The 14,611-nt window shown below is 61.0% G+C and carries 15 protein-coding genes; 9 read left to right on the top strand and 6 right to left on the bottom strand.

Going from position 1 to position 14,611, the window contains the following annotated elements:
- Window positions 1-1,012: 1,012 nt before the first annotated feature.
- Window positions 1,013-1,384, top strand: coding sequence for a hypothetical protein (locus HX814_RS02545; RefSeq protein WP_003207940.1), 372 nt, complete (start codon window positions 1,013-1,015; stop codon window positions 1,382-1,384).
- Between the two features lie 4 nt (window positions 1,385-1,388).
- Window positions 1,389-1,568, top strand: coding sequence for a DUF1289 domain-containing protein (locus tag HX814_RS02540; RefSeq protein ID WP_003207939.1), 180 nt, complete (start codon window positions 1,389-1,391; stop codon window positions 1,566-1,568).
- Between the two features lie 19 nt (window positions 1,569-1,587).
- On the opposite strand, the gene HX814_RS02535 is transcribed toward HX814_RS02540, so the two are convergent.
- Window positions 1,588-2,451, bottom strand: a complete 864-nt coding sequence (locus tag HX814_RS02535) for a DNA/RNA non-specific endonuclease (RefSeq protein WP_008433300.1) — start codon at window positions 2,449-2,451, stop codon at window positions 1,588-1,590.
- A gap of 92 nt (window positions 2,452-2,543) precedes the next feature.
- Complete coding sequence (locus HX814_RS02530; protein ID WP_023659027.1) at window positions 2,544-3,176, bottom strand: TetR/AcrR family transcriptional regulator; 633 nt, start codon at window positions 3,174-3,176, stop codon at window positions 2,544-2,546.
- A 71-nt stretch (window positions 3,177-3,247) separates the two neighbouring features.
- Between HX814_RS02530 and HX814_RS02525 the strand changes: the two genes are divergently transcribed.
- Window positions 3,248-4,102 (top strand): aldo/keto reductase family oxidoreductase, encoded by an 855-nt coding sequence (locus HX814_RS02525; protein ID WP_008433296.1) that lies wholly within the window; start codon window positions 3,248-3,250, stop codon window positions 4,100-4,102.
- Window positions 4,103-4,105: 3 nt separating this feature from the next.
- Here the strand turns inward: HX814_RS02525 and HX814_RS02520 are convergent, their stop codons facing one another.
- Window positions 4,106-4,801, bottom strand: coding sequence for a tRNA (adenine(22)-N(1))-methyltransferase TrmK (locus tag HX814_RS02520; protein ID WP_177009666.1), 696 nt, complete (start codon window positions 4,799-4,801; stop codon window positions 4,106-4,108).
- A gap of 78 nt (window positions 4,802-4,879) precedes the next feature.
- Window positions 4,880-5,788, bottom strand: a complete 909-nt coding sequence (locus tag HX814_RS02515) for a bifunctional oligoribonuclease/PAP phosphatase NrnA (protein ID WP_177009647.1) — start codon at window positions 5,786-5,788, stop codon at window positions 4,880-4,882.
- Window positions 5,789-5,889: 101 nt separating this feature from the next.
- Here HX814_RS02515 and HX814_RS02510 point away from each other — a divergent pair, with 101 nt between their 5' ends.
- The 6 genes from HX814_RS02510 to HX814_RS02485 all read left to right on the top strand — a co-directional run bounded on the left by HX814_RS02510 (window position 5,890) and on the right by HX814_RS02485 (window position 11,224).
- A complete protein-coding gene (locus HX814_RS02510; protein WP_177009646.1) occupies window positions 5,890-6,396 on the top strand; it encodes a GNAT family N-acetyltransferase in 507 nt (168 codons plus the stop codon).
- An 86-nt stretch (window positions 6,397-6,482) separates the two neighbouring features.
- A complete protein-coding gene (locus HX814_RS02505) occupies window positions 6,483-7,373 on the top strand; it encodes a bestrophin family protein (RefSeq protein ID WP_008433288.1) in 891 nt (296 codons plus the stop codon).
- A gap of 128 nt (window positions 7,374-7,501) precedes the next feature.
- Window positions 7,502-9,004 (top strand): glycine betaine/L-proline transporter ProP, encoded by a 1,503-nt coding sequence (proP, locus tag HX814_RS02500; RefSeq protein WP_003207926.1) that lies wholly within the window; start codon window positions 7,502-7,504, stop codon window positions 9,002-9,004.
- A gap of 123 nt (window positions 9,005-9,127) precedes the next feature.
- On the top strand, window positions 9,128-9,556 hold the full coding sequence (locus HX814_RS02495) for a DUF2231 domain-containing protein (protein ID WP_063031866.1): 429 nt from the start codon (window positions 9,128-9,130) through the stop codon (window positions 9,554-9,556).
- Window positions 9,553-10,845, top strand: coding sequence for a sorbosone dehydrogenase family protein (locus tag HX814_RS02490; RefSeq protein ID WP_177009645.1), 1,293 nt, complete (start codon window positions 9,553-9,555; stop codon window positions 10,843-10,845). The genes HX814_RS02495 and HX814_RS02490 overlap by 4 nt, the downstream gene beginning before the upstream one ends.
- Before the next feature lie 82 nt (window positions 10,846-10,927).
- Window positions 10,928-11,224, top strand: a complete 297-nt coding sequence (locus HX814_RS02485; protein ID WP_003207921.1) for a DUF3144 domain-containing protein — start codon at window positions 10,928-10,930, stop codon at window positions 11,222-11,224.
- 44 nt (window positions 11,225-11,268) lie between these two features.
- Here HX814_RS02485 and HX814_RS02480 read toward each other — a convergent pair whose 3' ends face one another.
- Window positions 11,269-13,092, bottom strand: a complete 1,824-nt coding sequence (locus tag HX814_RS02480) for an ABC transporter ATP-binding protein (RefSeq protein ID WP_177009644.1) — start codon at window positions 13,090-13,092, stop codon at window positions 11,269-11,271.
- Window positions 13,093-13,103: 11 nt separating this feature from the next.
- The gene (argH, locus tag HX814_RS02475; RefSeq protein ID WP_023659030.1) at window positions 13,104-14,609 is read right to left on the bottom strand and encodes an argininosuccinate lyase; all 1,506 of its coding nucleotides are present in this window, start codon (window positions 14,607-14,609) and stop codon (window positions 13,104-13,106) included.
- Between the last annotated feature and the right edge of the window lie 2 nt (window positions 14,610-14,611).

The following is a 14,611-nucleotide window of genomic DNA, read 5'->3' as shown; positions in this document are numbered from 1 at the left end:
CTGTCAGGCAATAAAGATGTCGCCTGCCAGTCCGCCATCGCAGCCTCGCTAAAGCTCGACAGCTCCTACAGTTGATCTTCGCAGGCTCGCACAGTTGATCGTTCCCACGCTCTGCGTGGGAATACATCCTGTGACGCTCCGCGTCACCATTGCGCAGGACTTGAACCTTGCATCGTCAGCTGGACGCAGAGCGTCCGAGGCGGCGTTCCCACGCAGAGCGTGGGAACGATCAATATCTGAAGGGCAACACGAATCCAGTGTGGGAGCTGTCGAGCTTCAGCGAGGCTGCGAAGAGGCCCTTTCAGGCAATAAAGATGTCGCCTGCCAGTCCGCCATCGCAGCCTCGCCAAAGCTCGACAGCTCCCACAGTTGATCTTCGCAGGCTCGCACAGTTGATCGTTCCCACGCTTTGCGTGGGAATACATCCTGTGACGCTCCGCGTCACCATTGCGCAGGACTTGAACCTTGCATCGTCAGCTGGACGCAGAGCGTCCGAGGCGGCGTTCCCACGCAGAGCGTGGGAACGATCAATATCTGAAGGGCAACACGAATCCAGTGTGAGAGCTGTCGAGCTTCAGCGAGGCTGCGAAGAGGTCCTGTCAGGCAATAAAGATGTCGCCTGCCAGTCCGCCATCGCAGCCTCGCTAAAGCTCGACAGCTCCCTCAGTTGATCTTCGCAGGCTCGCACAGTTGATCGTTCCCACGCTCTGCGTGGGAATACATCCTGTGACGCTCCGCGTCACCATTGCGCAGGACTTGAACCTTGCATCGTCAGCTGGACGCAGAGCGTCCGATGCGGCATTCCCATGCAGAGCGTGGGAACGATCAATATCTGAAGGGCAACACGAATCCAGTGTGGGAGCTGTCGAGCTTTAGCGAGGCTGCGAAGAGGCCCTGTCAGGCAATAAAGATGTCGCCTGCCAGTCCGCCATCGCAGCCTCGCTAAAGCTCGACAGCTCCCACAGTAGATCTCTCGCGTATCATCACCCTCCTCGCTCCTCAAGGAATCCCCATGTCTTCAAGCAAACGCGACAGCGCGCGCATCGAACGTCGCCTGGTCGCGACCCTGACCGAAGCCTGTGAGATCGCGAAAGCCGAAATCACCGGCTTCGACTGGCTGACCCACGAAGTCGACTACCAGGCCTTTGCCCAAAGCCTGCTGGTCATCTGGGTATTCGATACCAGGGCGAACCGGGAACTGGCCCTTTCTACCGGACTGGACCTGCGCATGCGCGAACTGACGGCCACCGCGCTGGAGGATGCCGGGGTGGATCGCCCTTCTTCGCACCGCTACGTGCGCTTCGACTCCGAGGAAGAATGCCACCTGCAGCATGGCGGCAATTGGCGCCTGCGCCTGCTCAAACTGTATGCGGTAAAGGGGTAAAGCCTTGGCTAAAGATATCGAGAACCCGTGCGTCTCAACCTGCCAGCTCAGTGGTGAGCTGTGCGTGAGTTGTGGACGCACCAAGGACGATATTCGCAAATGGAAAAAGATGAAGCGGCCAGAGAAGATGGCCGCTGTGCAGCGCGCAACGTTGCGCTTGAAGACGTTGAAAAAGGGCAAGTGACGCACCCGGTTTCAGGCCGTCAAGTACGCCCGACTGACCCCGTCACCGGCAAATTCCCGAGCAACTTGAGCCCGGTGGTTTTCACAAACGTCGCGTAGTCCATCGGCTTCTCGATACGGGTTTCAGCGTTGGGCAGTACATACGCCCAGGCGCGCTTGGACGACACGTCGTAAACCAGCTTGAACAGGCGAGTCGGCACCCAGACCTTGTTGTCGCCAATGGTGCTGTAGCCCGGGTCAAACAATGGGCCGGTGAACACGAACACGTTGCCGTCGGCGCGCTTGGCAAACTTGCGCACGTCCGCCTCGACCTTGCTCCAGATCTTGCGGTTGTTGGTCGGGTCTTGCGGGACCATGTTCGACAGCGCAAAGGACTGGGCCATGGCGTTGGTGCTCGGCGCATCCGCCGCCGGGGATTGATGGCCACGGTCCACCGCCGGGTGTTGGCCACGGTAGTCGCTCAACTCGGCGCGCGCGCCTTTGGGAATACGCGGGTCGGGGTAGAACTGGTTGGTGCGTTCTTCGCCTTTGGCATCCTTCAACTGGCCGGCATTCAGGCGTTCGACCACCACCAGCGGGGTCTTGCTGGTTTGCGAGTACAGCACCGCGAAATTATCGGAACACAGCGCCAGGGGTTTCATGGTGGCCGGCACTGTGGCCGTGTTGATCGGTTGTGCGGCCGGGAACAGGTCGGCGCAACTGTCGAACGATGGCTTTTTCTGTTGGCTTGAATACAGATCCAGGGCCGCGCCCTGGCTGATGGAGCCCGAGCGGGAGGTATGGGATTGAGGTGGTGTGATGAGGTCCAGCAGGCCACGGGCTTGCGCCCCGGTGGAGAGCAAAACAAGGGCCGACAGCCCAACTGCAATTTTGCGTAGGTGCATGGGTTAAATCTTCAAAGTTCGATTGCGGGGCTTATGGACCCATGGATGTGACTTTAGTGCGAAGCAGCGCTGCAAAATACCCTGAACACGGTTTACGTAAGTGACTGATAGGTTTGAAGATAAGCTCGCAGCATGCGGGTCACCTGCTGTTCCAGGCCGGCTTCAAAGGCCGCAGATGCATTGCCTTCAAGCAACGCCCGAACCGGTCCCACCACCGCGCTGAGCGAGATGGCGGCGGTAAGGGATGGGTCTTCAAACCGGGCATCCGACGCCGTCGCCAACATCGCTGCAATCGCGGCCACCACCCGCTTGTTGATCCGCGCCACAAGCTCCGCACCGCCCCGCTCACCTGCGATGGCATACAGGGCTTTGGACGCCGTCGGGTCCATCAGCTTCACGGCGAGAAAAGCCGTGACAAACCCCGATGCCATTTCCGCCACCGTGGTGCCCTGGTGTTGATCGCACGCCTGCTCGACGGTCTCGGCCACCTGCACCAGATGCTTCTCCAATACCGCAGCAAGCAGTGCATCGCGGTTCGGATAGTACTGATAGAGACTGCCCACCGACATGCCCGCCCGCTCGGCCACGCGGGTCGTGGTGCAGCGGACCAGGCCCTGAGCGGTCAAAACCTGAAGGGTTGCCGTGTGCAGCGCTTCCACCGTCGCCGCCGACCGGGCCTGGACCGCTGATTTTCTTGGCTTTAACGACGCTTTGAGAGGGCTCATGGAATGCGAATTCTAAACCTGAAGGATCCTTCATATTATAGGCTTCCTCCCGTCAAGCAAGAGCTCCGACCATGACCACCAGCACATTCAATCTCGGCGATCGCACCGTCAACCGCATCGGCTACGGCGCCATGCAACTGGCCGGCCCAGGCGTGTTTGGCCCGCCCAAGGACCGTGATGCAGCGCTGGCCGTACTGCGCGAGGCCGTCGCTTGCGGCGTGAACCATATCGACACCAGCGACTTCTACGGGCCGCATGTCACCAATCAGATTATTCGTGAGGCACTGCACCCGTATAAAGACGATCTTACGATCGTCACCAAGGTAGGCGCCCGCCGTGGCGACGATGGCGCCTGGTTCAACGCTTCGTCGAAGGCCGAGCTGACCCAGGCCGTGCACGACAACCTGCGCAACCTGGGCCTGGACGTGCTGGACGTGGTGAATGTGCGGGCCATGCACGGCGTGATGGGCACTGCCGAAGGCTCGATCGAGGAACCCCTGAGTGCCATTGCCGAGCTGCAACAACAGGGCCTGATACGCCATATCGGCATCAGCAACGTTACCCCGACGCAGGTCGCCGAGGCGCGAAAAATCGTGCGCTTCGTGTGCGTCCAGAACCTGTACAACATCGCCCACCAACACGATAACGCGATGCTCGACGAATTGGCCCGGGACGGCATTGCCTATGTGCCATTCTTCCCGCTGGGCGGGTTCTCGCCAGTGCAGTCAGCGGTGTTGTCGAACGTCGCACAGCGCCTCGGCGTCACCCCGATGCAACTGGCCCTGGCATGGCTGCTGCGCCGTTCCCCCAATATCCTGCTGATCCCGGGAACGTCCTCGGTCACCCATCTACGGGAAAACATCGCGGTGGGCGAGCTGGATCTTTCGGATGAGGTACTCGCAGAGCTGAACACCCTCGCAGGCTGACCCTCACGCCAGCAGTTCTGCGATCCACCGCGCCTGCTGGGCGACCTCTTGCACCTTGTCCTCGGGCACCGCTTGCCGCGCCTGGGCGAAGTCGCTCAGGGTCTGCTGTTTGTGGCGCAGGATGCGCTGCCACTTGAGCAGGAATTCCGGGCTGCGGGCCTGCATTTGCAGCGGGCCGAAGTACAGTTCTTCGGCGGTGTAGGTCACAGGCCCGGCGCGCTCGGCAACGATGATTTCGTAGAAGAAGCGATTTTCCCGCAGCAGCTCTTCGCACACGATGCGGTAGCCGTTCTCCATCAACCACTGGCGCAACGGTTGCTCGCCGCCGTTGGGCTGCAGCACCAGGCGCTCCCGGCCGTTGAGGCGCGCCTTGTCGCTGTCGAGGATGTCGCGGATGGTCTCGCCGCCCATGCCGCAGATGCTGATCGCGGTGATCCCGTCTCCCGGCTCGATCGCCGCCAGGCCACTGGCCAGGCGTACGGTGATGTGTTGCTCCAGCTCGTTCTCGCGCACCGTGCGCTCGGCTGCGCGAAACGGCGTCAGGGCCACCTCGCCCGCCACCGCCGCCACGATGGCGCCGCGGCGCATCAATGCCACCGGCAGGTAGCCGTGGTCGGAGCCGATATCCGCCAGGCGCGCCCCGGCGGGGACGTGCGTCGCCACGCGCTCAAGGCGCATGGACAATGTGTGTTCGTTCAACTGCCGTTCCTTTTCGGTAATACCCTGGCCATTGTATTGCGGGTTCATCAAAGAGGAACGTCACTTTGGTGAGCGCCGTCAATCAGTGGCCGCCAGCCTTACCAGTTCCTTGCGCAACAGCGAACGATCCAGCACCGCCATCCCGGCCTGCCAGTCGATGGAAAGCAACTGGCTCAGTTTTTCCTGGCTGACCTTGGGCTCAGCCAGGAAATAGCTTCTGCACTCGCGGATACTGATGAGATTCACCAGCCAGTCCTCCCCCTGCGCCGCCAGCCAATCAGCGATGGTCGAGCGATGCTTTCGGATCAGCGCACCGGCATCCCACACCGTCATCTGCGCAAAAACCTGCGGCAGGTTGCTGTCGGCTTTCAGCCACTTCAGGTCACCCGCCAACGCGCCTGCAAGGTCTGACTCGATAGTGGCCTGGCACTCGGAGAAATACCGCTCAGGCCAGTCTGCCGCGAGTTTCGCCAGCAGCGCGAGGGTTTCATAAGCCCGAACATCCGCCGCGGATGTCAACTGCCCGGTAAAATTCAGGGTATTGTCCAGGATTGCCGTGGCCAGCAGCGCGGCACTGTGCTCACTGATCAGCGGCAACAAACCGGCCGCTTCCCAACGCAGGAAAACCTGCGTCGCTGCCGCGCCGATCAAACGGATGTCTGCGGCACTTCCCAGCCTCTGCGCCCAATAGGTTTCAAACCCCGGGTGATGGTCAATCACCTCCACCACCTGATCGAGCACGACCACCGGGTCGAAGTGGTGGAAGTCCGAGATATCCACCATCACAAACTCATCGCCGGGCCCAGGTCGGTAGTCATCCAATGATGATAGCCAGCCGAGCACGGTCCTGGAGATGCTGGCATTCAGTGGAGCACTGCTGACGGCACGCGCCTCGATTCCCTGACGATTCAACAACTCGGCATACGCAATGCAGCAGGCGTATGCATCGATGTCCAGATACGCCGAGCCGGAGGTGACTACCCTCATCGGAAAAACTCCATGATTTCATATTTTTGGCAGGCAAATTTCACACGCCTTTATGACGAAAACATGACTAAATGCACAGAACAACCCTGGAGATTCGAGCAATGACGTCATTTCGCGTTCGCGAGCTGAGCAGTACGGACACTGAAGCATTGCTGGCCTTCGAAGCCCGTAACCGTGACTGGTTCGAGTCGCATATCGAGGCGCGCGACCCATCGTTTTACTCGGTGCAGGGCGTCGCCGAGCATATTGACGGTTATCTATCAGGCCTGGCCACCGGCACATGGCACCCGTTCGTGATCGAAGACGCCAACGGCGAAATCGTCGGTCGCGCCAACCTGAAAAGCATCGACTCGCCAAAGGGCTCTGCCGAAGTCGGCTACCGCGTGGGTGAGCGCTCGTGCGGGCAAGGGCTGGCAACCCTGGCGCTGAACCATCTGATCCACGAGGCACAGGCGCGCTGGGCACTGACCCAACTGGTGGCGTACGTGTACCCCGAGAATGTGGGCTCACAAAAAGTCCTGACCCGCTGCGGTTTCGTGCCCGACCAGCCCGCACCGGACGGCAAGCCCCAGGGCGAAAACCGTTTTGTCCTGACATTCCAGGCCTGAAGACCCGGCCCGCCGGCGAACCTTTACCCGGTAAACACCGTCCGAGCTAGGGCATTGATGCTTACCGCTCGCCGCGAGGTTTCCGTTTGAAAGCTGCCATCATCAAAAAATACCGCCTGATCATCAAGACCATGGGCTATGTAGGCTGGGCGCTGTTCTGGCTGCTGCTCTGGGATATCGCCGTCACCGTGGACTTCATGCTGTTCCTCAACAGCAAGATCAACCTGCCGCTGATGCCGCTCACCCTGCTCGGCTCGGCGCTGGTGGTGCTGATCAGTTTCCGCAACAGCAGCGCCTACAACCGCTGGTGGGAGGCACGCACGTTGTGGGGGGCGATGGTCAACAATTCCCGCAGCTTCGCCCGGCAAGTGCTGACGCTGCTGGACGACCCGGACAATGAGGTCAACCCGATAAAGGCGACCTTGCTGCGCCGTCACGTGGCGTATGTGAACTGCCTGGCGGCGCACTTGCGGGGCCAGCCTTGCCCGGAAGAAATCCGCGCCTTCCTGCCGGCCAACGAGTTCGCCCGCAGCACCAGTACCAATAACTTTTCCAACGACATCATCAACGGCTCCGCAGCCCTGCTGGCCCAGGAATACAAGGCCGGGCGCCTGGACAGCATTCGCCTGGCGCGGTTGGAGTCGACCCTGGTGGATTTGTCCAACAGCCAGGGCGGCATGGAGCGCATCGCCAATACGCCGCTGCCCTACCCTTACGTGTATTTCCCGCGGCTGTTCATCTCGCTGTTCTGCCTGATCGTGCCGGTGGGCCTGGTGGAATCCCTGGGCTGGTTCACCCCGCTGGCGTCCACGGTGGTGGGCTTCATGCTGCTGGCCATCGAACGCATCGGCACCGATTTGCAAAGCCCGTTCCGCGACAGCGAGCACCAGATCCAGATGGAAGCCCTTTGCGAAACCATCGAGAAAAACCTGCAGTCGATGCAGCGTGATTCCCTGGGGGGCGAGCGGATCAGTTAATCCTTGCCGGGCCGTTAACAAAAAAATCCAGCCAGTGGTGAATTATTCAGTGTCCGCATGTATCTGACCCATTAAGCGCATGCCACCAAAACAGTGGCATCGAAATGGACCTGCGGCTGAGTATTCCCATGAAATCACGCAAGAAAACCGTCAATCCCATTGGATTGGATGACATCACCATCGTCGACGACGCCAAGATGCGCAAGGCGATCACCGCCGCTGCGCTGGGCAATGCCATGGAATGGTTCGACTTCGGGGTGTATGGCTTTGTCGCCTATGTGCTGGGCAAGGTGTTCTTCCCCGAAGCGTCTCCCAGCGTACAGATGATCGCGGCCCTGGCGACCTTCTCGGTGCCGTTCCTGATTCGCCCGCTGGGCGGCCTGTTCTTTGGCCGGTTGGGGGACAAATACGGCCGGCAAAAGGTCCTGGCGGCGACCATCGTGATCATGTCCCTGAGCACCTTCGCCATCGGGCTGATCCCCTCCTATGACTCGATCGGCATCTGGGCGCCGATCCTGTTGCTGCTGGCCAAGATGGCCCAGGGCTTCTCGGTGGGCGGTGAGTACACCGGTGCCTCGATCTTCGTCGCCGAATACGCCCCGGACCGCAAGCGCGGCTTCCTCGGCAGTTGGCTGGACTTCGGCTCCATCGCCGGCTTCGTGCTCGGCGCGGGCGTGGTGGTGTTGATTTCGGCGGTAATCGGCGAAGACGCCTTCCAGTCCTGGGGCTGGCGCCTGCCGTTCTTCCTCGCCCTGCCGCTGGGCATGATCGGGCTCTACTTGCGTCATGCCCTGGAAGAAACACCGGCCTTTCAACAGCACGTGGAGCAACTCGAACAAGGTGACCGCGAAGGCCTGGCGGGCGGCCCGAAAGTCTCGTTCAAGGAAGTCGCCACCAAGCACTGGCGCAGCCTGATGACCTGTGTCGGCGTGGTGGTGGTGACCAACGTCACGTACTACATGCTGCTCACCTACATGCCGAGCTACCTGTCGCACAACCTGCACTACAGCGAAAACCACGGCGTGTTGATCATCATCGCGATCATGGTCGGCATGTTGTTCGTGCAGCCGATGATTGGCTTCGTCAGCGACAAGATCGGGCGCAAACCCTTCATTCTGTTCGGCAGCATCGCGCTGTTCTTTCTCGCCATTCCGGCGTTCATGCTGATCAACAGCGGCAAGCTCGGGCTGATTTTCTCGGGGCTGCTGATCATTGCGGTGGTGCTCAACTTCTTTATCGGCGTGATGGCGTCCACCCTGCCGGCGATGTTCCCTACCCACATCCGCTACAGCGCGCTCGCCAGCGCCTTCAACATCTCGATCCTGATTGCCGGCCTCACGCCAACCGCCATGGCCTGGCTGGTGGAGACCACCAACAACCTGTACATGCCGGCCTATTACCTGATGGTATTCGCCGTACTGGGGCTTTTCACCGCCCTGACCATGAAGGAAACCGCCAACAAACCCCTGCGCGGCGCGGCACCGGCGGCGTCGGATATCGAGGAAGCCAAGGAGCTGCTGCAGGAGCACGAAGACAATATCGAGCAGAAGATCGAAGATATCGACGCGCAAATCGCCGAGCTGGAAGCCAAGCGTGAAAACCTGGTGCAGCAACATCCACGCATCAACTGACGCAACATATTTGGAAACGAATAGCGGGTGAACTAACGCGCAAGCAGCACGCTCCTTCCTTAAGCGCAGTCAGCGCGGCCCTGATGAGCCTCATCAGGGCCGCTCAACGATAAGGAGCCGCCCGTGACCGTCACCACCACCCTCACCTACCGCTGCACGCCTGGCCCGCTTCATGCGACCTTGCTGGCCGGTACCGTCCCGCTGTTTCTCGGCGCCCTGCTGAGCGACATTGCCTACTACCAGACCTACCAGATCCAATGGAGCAACTTCGCCGCCTGGCTGATCGCCGGCGCTCTGCTGTTCTGCGGGCTGGCGGGGTTGTTTGCACTGGTCAACCTGCTGCGTGCCGACCGCAAGGCCGGGCGCCCCACGGTGTACTTCCTGCTGTTGCTGGTGACCTGGGCGCTGGGCCTGGTGAATGCCTTTGAGCATGCGAAGGATGCCTGGGCCGTGATGCCTTCGGGCCTGGTGTTGTCTGCCGTCGTGACCCTGCTGGCCTGCGTGACCACGTGGGTCGGGCTGACCAACCTGCGCTCGGGAGGTGCCCAATGAAGCCTTCCAGCACGCTGACCGTTTTAAGCATGGCGATGTTGTTGAGCGCCTGCGGTGGCGAAGCCGACAGCACTCAGGCTCGCGGCCCCGACCCCAAGCTGCCGGAACCCCAGCGCGGCCTGTTGCCCAGCATGAAGATCGCCGAACCGGTGGCCTGGGCCGAGCAGAAACCTACGGTGCCCGAGGGTTTCAGCATCACGGCCATCGCCACCGACCTGCGGATCCCGCGCCAGACCCTGGTGCTGCCCAACGGCGACATTCTCGTCGCCGAAGGCCGGGGCGGCAACGCAGCGAAACTCAAGCCCAAGGATGTGATCGCCAGCGTGATCAAGGCCGAGGGCAACACCAAGGTCAAGGGCGGCAATCGCCTGACCCTGCTGCGCGATGCCGACGGTGACGGCACCTACGAGTTGAAAACCGTGTTCGCCGAAAACCTCAACGCGCCCTACGGCCTGGCCTTTGCCGACGGCAAGCTGTACGTGGCGAACCAGGATGCGCTGGTGCGCTTCGACTACGAAGACGGCCAGACCAAGGCCGGTGGCCCGCCCACCACCGTCACCGAGCTGCCCGCCGCGATCAATCACCACTGGACCAAATCCCTGGCGATCAGCCCCGACGGCCGCTCGCTGTATGTGGGCATCGGGTCCAACAGCAACATCACCGAACGCGGCATGGAGGTTGAGATCGACCGGGCGATGGTCTGGCAGATCGACGCCGCCACCGGTGCCCACAAGCCTTATGCAACCGGTTTGCGCAACCCGACGGCATTGACCATTCAACCGGGCTCCGGGCAGGTGTGGGCGGTGGTCAACGAGCGGGATGAACTGGGGCCGGACCTGGTGCCGGATTACCTGACCTCGGTGCGCGAAGGCGAGTTCTACGGCTGGCCCTACAGCTATTGGGGCCAGAACGTCGACACCCGCGCCCAACCGCAGAACCCGGCCAAGGTCGCCGCCGCGATCAAGCCGGATTACAGCCTGGGTTCCCACGTTGCCGCGCTGGGCGTCGATTTTTCCATCCCGGCCATGGGCGAGAAATATGCCGACGGCGTCTTCGTCGGCGAGCACGGCAGCTGGAACCGGGACAATCCGGTGGGCTACAAGGTGATCTTCGTGCCGTTCAGCAATGGCCGGCCTGCCGGTGAGCCGCTGGACTTCGCCACGGGTTTCCGCGGGGACGATGGCAAGACTCGCGGCCGGCCGGTGGGGGTCACGGTTGATCCGAAGGGTGCGCTGATCATTGCCGATGACCTGGCCAACACGGTGTGGAGGGTGACGCGCAACAAATAAAGCCTGAAGCGGCCGATGTGGTTGCCTTCCTGTGGAGCGCGGCGGTACCTTCGCCGCACTCACGAACAGGAAGGTAACCGCAATGCCAGATACCACCGACAACGGCTTCTATGATCGCGCGGACGCGCACATCGAGCTGTCCAACGAGCAGTTCAGGGCGTTCGCCGACCTGGGCAAAGTCAGCGCCTCGATGATGTTCGGCACCACACGCTTCAATGCCTGGGTCAGCGCACGCAGCTTTAAATCCGGCGAAGAAATGGCCCAGGCCCGTGAGGCGATGCTGAAGTATTTCTGTGATCAGTACCGGATGATGCTTGAGGATAATCTTGATGATCACATCAACAATTTCAGCAAGTACATGCTCGTTAAGGGCAGTTGAACCCGCCCGCACAGGGCGGTGTGTCGACCTGTGATACCCGGCGCTCAAATTGCAACGAAGTGGCCCGCGGCGACCTCGCGGTAACTGATCGGCGGAGCCTTGTAGCCCACCTCGTAAATCCTGCTGGGCACGCTCTCCTCCATCAGGCTGAACGGCTTTCTGGGCACGTTCAGGTCCGCCGAGGGCACCGCGCTCAGCAACCTTTGGGTGTAAGGGTGCTGAGGCTGCTCGAACACTGACTGGCGTGGCCCGATCTCAACGATGCGTCCGTGGTACATCACCCCGACCCGGTGGCTGACCCGCTCGACCACCGCCAGGTCATGGGAAATAAACAGGAATGAAATGCCCATCTCGCGCTGCAGGTCCTGCAGGAGATTAATCACCTGGGCTTGAATGGACACGTCCAGCGCCGAGACGGCTTCATCGGCGATGATCAGCTTCGGAGACAGAGTCAGCGCCCGCGCGATGCAGATCCGCTGTCGCTGCCCACCCGAGAACTCGTGCGGATAGCGTTGTGCATGCTCCGCCGACAGCCCCACCTTCTCCAGCAATATTCGCACCTGCTTTCGTGCTTGCGCGCCATGTGCAATGCCATGAACATGCAGCGGCTCCAGCAGGCTGTTCTCGATCGTGAGACGCGGGTTCAGGGATGCATAGGGATCCTGGAAGACCATCTGGATATCGCGGCGCAGCGAGTTCATATCGCTCTTGTTCAACGTCGTAAGGTTCTTGCCACCGAAAACGATATTCCCGCCCTGTATCGGCATCAGCCCGGCAATCGCACGAGCGCTGGTGGATTTCCCGCACCCGGACTCGCCCACCAGGGCCAGCGTTTCACCTGAGTAGATATCAAAGTCGATGCCTTCGACGGCATGCACACGGCGCCGGACCTTCCCGAGGAGACCACCTTTGAGGTCGTACCGAATGGACAACGACTCGACTCTGAGCACCGGCGGACTCTGGTAGTCCGGGGCCACGCCAGGCGCAGGTTCTGCACCCGCTGCGACGTCATCATCGATCAAGGCAAATTTTGCGGGAAGTTGAGTGCCACGCATTGAGCCGATTTTTGGAACAGCCGCCAGCAATGCCCGGGTGTAGGGCTGCCTGGGCTCCTGCAGCACTGCCCTTGCCGGACCTTGCTCAACGGTCTCGCCTTTCTTCATCACCATCACATGGTCTGCGACTTCCGCCACCACGCCCATATCGTGGGTGATAAAGATCACACCCATGGCCAGGCTATCTTGCAGCTCCTTGATAATCCGCAGGATCTGCGCCTGCACCGTCACATCCAACGCTGTGGTCGGCTCGTCGGCGATCAGCAGTGTGGGCTCGCAGACCAGCGACATCGCAATCATGATCCGTTGGCGCATGCCGCCGGAAAGCTCATGGGGAAACCGGTTCATGACCTGCTTCGCATCCGGAATACGCACCAGGTCCAGCATGCGTAATGCCTGGGCTTCGGCTTGCGCACGGCTGCACCGCTGATGCAGCAAGATGCCTTCGATGAGTTGCGCGCTGATCTTGAAGACCGGATTCAGCGAAGTCATGGGCTCCTGAAAGATCATCGACATGGACGAGCCCCGCAGTGTGCACATGACAGACTCGGGCGCCGCCACCAGGTCGACAATCTGGTTATTCCTGGTTTGCAGCTCCATCGAGCCCGAAAGCACCCGTCCGCCGGCGCGCTTGATCAGGCCCATCATCGCCATTGAGGTGACGGATTTGCCGGAGCCGGACTCACCCACGATCGCCAGCGTCTGACCGCGCATCACCTCGAAGGACACATCGCGCACCACCGGCGTCTCGCGCCCTCTGGTGCCGAAGCCGACACTCAGGTTTTTCACCCGGGCTACCAAATTCTCGTTCATGAGGCGCTCCTTTAATCGACGATCGCCGAGATGGCCGCGTCAAGGTCGGCACGGGATTGATCGACCTTGCGCCGGCTCTGCGCAACCCACTCGCGGTCCTGCTCCAGCTCGTTCTGGGCGATCGACAATAATCGCCGGACCTCGTCCGGGCCGACGCCGCCCGCGGAAGTGCGGGTCTCGACAAAACGGCGCGGGTTCAAAGCATCGCGGACCTGGGCATCCGAGTAGCCCAGGGTTGAGCCGACAGTTTCCACGCTGGCTTGATCCAGTGCGGCGCCGGTCACCCCGGCAGGAGCCACGCCCTCGTACAGACAGTTACGCACCAGGCGGGCCACGATGTGGTGGACCTGGCGGAAAGAGATGCCCCGGTCCCGAACGATCACATCGGCGAGGTTGCTGGCGGTGCACCAACTCCCGGAGAGCAGGGCTGTCATCCGGTCCTCATGCACCACCAGGGTTTCAATGATGCCGGTAAACAGGTCCAGCATGCCTTCGGTGGTGGCCAGCGCATCATGGATCAACGGCAGGTCGCGCATCGCCTGGTCGCCGGTACCTTCGGACCGGAAAGTGGCCAGGGCCGTGCTGAGCCAGGTCACCGATCCACCTGCAGCTTTCTTGATGGTTTCCAAGCCGCTGGGGTTTTTCTTCTGCGGGAAAATACTGCTGGTGCCGCAATAGCCGTCGTGGCTTTCCACCGTTCCAAATTCGACGCTCGACCAGATATGCAGGTCGGTTGCCAGGTCGTTCAGGTCGGCCATGACAAAGGACAATGCGCCAATCGTCTCTGCTGCGTACCATGCTTCGCGGCCCAGCTTGGAGTTTTCTACCAGGCTGTCGAACCCCAACAGGTGCGTGGTGCGCCCACGGTCCAGCGGCCAGGACGTGCCGGCCAGGCCGACGGCACCAAGGGGGTTGCGATTGACCCGGGTGTAAGCGTGCATCAAGCGGCTGAAGCTGTCGTGCAGCCTCGACGTAAAACTCAAAAGGTAGTGGCCGAACACCCAGGGCTGGGCATGCTGCATATGGGTGTAGCCGGGCATGATGGTGCCCGAATGCGTGGAGGCCTTCTGAATCAACGCCACCTGGAACTCATTGATACGGTCCAGCACCGCCAGGATGCGCTTGCGGTCGTACAGGCGGCGTACCGTTGCCCCTTGGTCTATCCGGCTGCGGCCGGTGTGCATCTGCCCGGCCGAGTCTTCGCCGATCCGGGAGAAAAGGTACGATTCAACCTGAAGCAGGAAGCTGCCTTTCTTTACATCAAACGGGAAGTCGGCGGGAACCATGTCCCGAATCAACCGCAGCTCCGCGAGGATGGCTTGCCCGACCGACACAGAAAGAATCTGCTGTTCAACCAGCATCACGGTGTGCGCCAGGTCCACTTCGACAAACTCGTGAAACTGACGTTTCTCGGTCTCAAGTGCCGGAATATCATGGTACTTGACCATGCGTTCAGCGGGAGGAGCACTCAGGCGAGCGTCGGTTAACAGTGTTTCGTTGGCATGTAAATTCGACATTT

This window comes from Pseudomonas sp. C8002, from assembly GCF_013385765.1.
GTDB lineage: Bacteria > Pseudomonadota > Gammaproteobacteria > Pseudomonadales > Pseudomonadaceae > Aquipseudomonas.
The sequence above is the reverse complement of the archived record's forward strand: the minus strand, read 5'-3'. Positions and strand labels throughout refer to the sequence as shown.

Coding starts and splice junctions, on each gene's coding strand:
- HX814_RS02485 (WP_003207921.1), top strand. CDS start 10,928: ATGCCAGATACCACCGACAACGGCTTCTATGATCGCGCGGACGCGCAC.
- HX814_RS02510 (WP_177009646.1), top strand. CDS start 5,890: ATGACGTCATTTCGCGTTCGCGAGCTGAGCAGTACGGACACTGAAGCA.
- HX814_RS02480 (WP_177009644.1), bottom strand. CDS start 13,092: ATGAACGAGAATTTGGTAGCCCGGGTGAAAAACCTGAGTGTCGGCTTC.
- HX814_RS02515 (WP_177009647.1), bottom strand. CDS start 5,788: ATGAGGGTAGTCACCTCCGGCTCGGCGTATCTGGACATCGATGCATAC.
- HX814_RS02535 (WP_008433300.1), bottom strand. CDS start 2,451: ATGCACCTACGCAAAATTGCAGTTGGGCTGTCGGCCCTTGTTTTGCTC.
- HX814_RS02525 (WP_008433296.1), top strand. CDS start 3,248: ATGACCACCAGCACATTCAATCTCGGCGATCGCACCGTCAACCGCATC.
- HX814_RS02530 (WP_023659027.1), bottom strand. CDS start 3,176: ATGAGCCCTCTCAAAGCGTCGTTAAAGCCAAGAAAATCAGCGGTCCAG.
- argH (WP_023659030.1), bottom strand. CDS start 14,609: ATGTCGAATTTACATGCCAACGAAACACTGTTAACCGACGCTCGCCTG.
- HX814_RS02490 (WP_177009645.1), top strand. CDS start 9,553: ATGAAGCCTTCCAGCACGCTGACCGTTTTAAGCATGGCGATGTTGTTG.
- proP (WP_003207926.1), top strand. CDS start 7,502: ATGAAATCACGCAAGAAAACCGTCAATCCCATTGGATTGGATGACATC.
- HX814_RS02545 (WP_003207940.1), top strand. CDS start 1,013: ATGTCTTCAAGCAAACGCGACAGCGCGCGCATCGAACGTCGCCTGGTC.